Annotated in this window: 2 protein-coding genes; both read right to left on the minus strand. The window is 68.5% G+C overall.

The window, feature by feature from the left end:
- Window positions 1-115: 115 nt before the first annotated feature.
- Entirely contained in the window at window positions 116-3,250 is a 3,135-nt protein-coding gene (locus Q0U08_RS18220) for an efflux RND transporter permease subunit (RefSeq protein ID WP_298093095.1), read from the minus strand.
- Between the two features lie 4 nt (window positions 3,251-3,254).
- Window positions 3,255-4,193 (minus strand): efflux RND transporter periplasmic adaptor subunit (locus tag Q0U08_RS18225; protein WP_298093096.1); only part of this gene is annotated, 939 nt, incomplete at its 5' end.

A 4,193-nucleotide genomic window follows, 5' to 3' on the forward strand; every position in this document is an offset into this window, starting at 1 on the left:
CACCCTTCGCCGCCTTCAGGGTTCCCATCAAAGTACTACTTTGATGGGAACCCTGAAGGCGGCGAAGGGTGAGGGCGACGGGAACTGACATAAAACCAACTCCAACCCGTCCGCCTCATTCGGCCGGATGCGTCCCCAGCTTGCCCTGCGCCCCCGGCAGCGCCGGACGCTCGCCCGGCCCCTCGATCAGCGGCCCGCCATCGTCGCCCGGCCGATAGGTCAGCAGCTTGTGGCCCAGCTTCGGCCCCAGCCACTGTTCCATCCCGATCGCCAGGCTGAACCCCGCCGGCACGATCAGCAGCGTCAGCAGCGTCGACAGGAACAGCCCGCCGATCACCGTCACCGCCATCGGCTGGTTGAACGATCCGTCTCCGGTCAGCGACAGCGCGGTCGGGATCATGCCCGCGATCATCGCCACCGTGGTCATCACGATCGGCTGCGCGCGCTTGTGCCCGGCATCTAGGATCGCGGCCAGCGGCGGCACGCCCGCGCGCATCTCCTCCAGCGCGAAGTCGATCAGCAGGATCGAGTTCTTGGCGACGATGCCCAGCAGCATCAGCAACCCGATCAGCACCGGCAGCGACACCGGCATGCCGAACAGGTGCAGCGCCACCGCCCCGCCCAGCGGCGCCAGCAACAGCGAACCCAGGTTCACGAACGGTGGCATCGCGCGGCGATACAGCAGGATCAGCACCGCCAGCACCAGCATCACGCCCGCAAACACCGCGATCACGAAGTTCTGCAGCATTTCCGCCTGCCACTTCGCCTCGCCCGACGCGGCATAATGCACGCCCAGCGGCAGGGTGTTCATGTAAGGCAGCTTCAGCACCTTGGCGCGTTCCTCGCCCGCGATCGCGCCGGGTGCCAGGTCCGCGCCGATGATGACGCGGCGCTCCTGGTTGAAGCGGCGGATCTGCGACGGCCCCGCCCCGAACCCGATATCGGCGACCACGCGCAACGGCACCGTGCTGCCCCGCGCGGTCTGTACCGGCAGGTTCTGGATCGTCGACAGGTTGCGCCGGCTATAGGGATCGAGCGCGACGCTGATCGGGATCTGCCGGTCGGGCAGCGAGAATTTCGCCGCATTCTGCGCGATCTCGCCCTGCGTCGCGATGCGGATCGTCTGGCTGAGTGCCGCGGTCGTCACGCCCAGATCTGCGGCCAGGTCCAGCCGTGGCCGGATGACGATCTCGGGCCGCGGCAGGTCGCCCTCGACGCGGGGGGACCGCAGGTTGGGCAGCGTCTTCATCTGCTGCACCAGTCCTTGCGCCGCCTTTTCCAGCGCCTCCGGGTCGGAGCCTGCCAGCATGATGGAGACCGCACGGCCACCACCGCCACCGCCGCCGCCACCGAAGCTGATCCGCGCATCGGCGATCTTGTTCAGCTCGGCCGCCGTCTCGCGCTCGAAATCCGTCGAGGTCCGCACCCGGTCCTTGCGCAGCGTGATCTCCAGGATCGCGCTGCCCGCCTTGATCGTCTCGACCGCGGACTTCACCTCCTGCTGCTGGCGCAGGAGGTCCGCCACCCGGTCGGCCACCGCCTCGGTCTGTTGCAGCGTGGTGCCCGGCACCATGGTGATCGACAGGCGGCTGAAATCATTGTCGCGCGGCGGCTGGAAGGTGAAGGGCAGCGTCGCGAACGCCACGATCGTGGCGACGAACGCCAGCCCGCCCAGTCCCATCGTCTTCCATCGATTGGCCAGCGTCCAGCGCAGCACGCCCATATAGCGGTCCATCGCCGGCCCCTCGCCATGCTCGGCGTGGCCATGCGCCTTCAGGAAATAGGCCGCGACCATTGGCGTGATCAGGCGCGCGACCGCCAGACTCATCAGCACCGCGACGACCACGGTGATGCCGAAATTCTTGAAGAACTGTCCGGCGATGCCCGGCATCAGCCCGACCGGCAGGAACACCGCGACGATGGAAAAGGTGGTGGCGACCACCGCCAGCCCGATCTCGTCGGCCGCGTCGATCGACGCCTGATAGGCCGATTTGCCCATCCGCATGTGCCGCACGATATTCTCGATCTCGACGATCGCGTCGTCGACCAGCACGCCCGCGACCAGGCTGAGCGCCAGCAGCGTCATGAAGTTCAGGCTGAACCCCATCAGCGCCATGATCCAGAAGGTCGGGATGGCGGACAGGGGGATGGCAAGCGCGGAGATCAGCGTCGCCCGCTTGTCGCGCAGGAACAGGAACACCACGATCACCGCCAGCACCGCGCCCTCGATCAGCGCGCGGATCGCCTCGCGATATTGATGCTTGGTGTAATCCACGCTGGTGAACTGCTCGACGAAGCGGAATTTGGGGTTTTCCTTCTGGATCTTCGCCAGCTCCGCCACCGTCGCGTCGTACAGCGCCACCTCGGAGGCACCGCGCGCACGCTGGATGCCGAAGCCGACCACCTGGCGCCCGTTCGCCTTGAACAGGCTGGTCTGCTCCAGCGAGGTGTCGCGGATCTCGGCGATGTCGGCCAGGCGCACCGTGCCCGGCTGGCCGTTGCCCAGCGGGATCTGCAACTGCGCCAGCTCGCGCGCGGTCTCCGCGCTGCCGACGATGCGCAGCGACTGTTGCGCGCCGATATCGGCGCGGCCGCCCGCCGCATTCTGGTTGATCGCGCGCAGCGTCTGGTTCACCTGCGCGGCGGTGATCCCCAGCGCCTGCATCCGGCCCGGGTCCAGGATCACGCGCACCGCGCGCTCCACGCCGCCGGTCATCTCCACCTTCTGCATGCCGGAAATGCCCAGCAGCCGCTTGACGACGACCGTGTCGACGAATGCGGACAGCTCCTCCAGCGTCACGTCGGTGCTCGCCACCGACCAGCTCGCGATCGAATCGTTGTTGATGATCACGCGGCTGACATTGGGCTCGATCACACCGTCGGGCAGTTCGGAGCGGACCTGCGCCACCGCGTCGCGCACATCGGTGACCGCGCGGTCGACCGGCGTGGAGAAGCTGAACTGCACGAAGGTGCCGCTCGACCCCTCGCTGATCGTGGAATTGATCTCGTCCACGCCTTCCAGCCCGCGGATCGCGGCCTCGATGCGCGTGGTGATCTGCGTTTCGATCTCGCTGGGCGCCGCGCCCGGCTGGCTCACCTGGACATAGACCGCCGGAAAGGTGATCTCCGGGCTGTCGTTCACCTGCATGCGGTTGAACGAGATCAGCCCCGCGATCGTCAGCGCCATGAACAGGACGAGGGGGACGACCGGATTGCGGATCGCCCAGGCGGACATGTTGCGGAAGCCCATGGGATCAGCGCGCCTTCTGCACCGATGGCGTGACGACCTGGCCCGGCGTCAGGAACGCACCCGCGGTCAGCACCACGCGCTCGGTTCCGTTCAGCCCGTCCAGCACGGCAACGCCGTTGTCGGACGCCTCGCCGGTCTTCACCACGCGGCGTTGCACCTTGTTGTCCTTGCCGACGACATAGACATAGGTCGCCTTGTCGTCGCTCAGGATCGCGGTCTCGGGCAGCAGCGGCGCCACCGCCGAGCTGCCGTTGATCGTCGCGGTCGCGAAGCCCCCGGGGCGCAGCGCCGGATCATGGCGCAATGCGATGCGCACGACGCCCTGGCGGGTCTGCGCATCGATCACCGGCGAGATCTGCCAGACCTCGCCCGTGAAACTCTGGCTGGACCCGACCGGCGTCACCTGCGCCTGGGCACCCACCGACAGCCCGGCCAGATCGCTTTCCGACACCGCGGCGCGCAATTCCACCTGTCCGTCCTGCTCCAGCCGGAACAGCACGCCGCTGCCCGAACTGACGATCTGCCCCGGCTCGGCGGTGCGGGTCAGCACCAGTCCGGCCGCCGGTGCCCGTATGTCCAGCCGGCCGTTGCGCGCGCGCGCTTCCGCCAGGCTCGCCTGCGCCGCCTTCACCCGCGCCGCGGCGGCATCGCGCGTCGCCTCGCGCCGTTGCAGGTCCGCCTTCGAGATAAAGCCGCGATCGACCAGCGTCCGGGCCCGGTCCAGCTCCGCCTGCGCCAGCACCTGGTCCGACCGCGCGACCGACACCTGCGCCGCCAGTTGCGCCGCCGTCTGCGTCTGCACCGACCGGTCCACCGTCGCCAGCACCTGCCCCGCCTTCACCCACTGCCCCGGCTCGACCAGCACCCGCGTGATCATCCCGCCCTCGCCCGCGACCCCGATCGGCAGCTCGCGCCGCGCCGCCAGCGTGCCCGTCGCCGACAC

The sequence above is a fragment of the uncultured Sphingomonas sp. genome, assembly GCF_946477935.1.
Lineage (GTDB): Bacteria > Pseudomonadota > Alphaproteobacteria > Sphingomonadales > Sphingomonadaceae > Sphingomonas.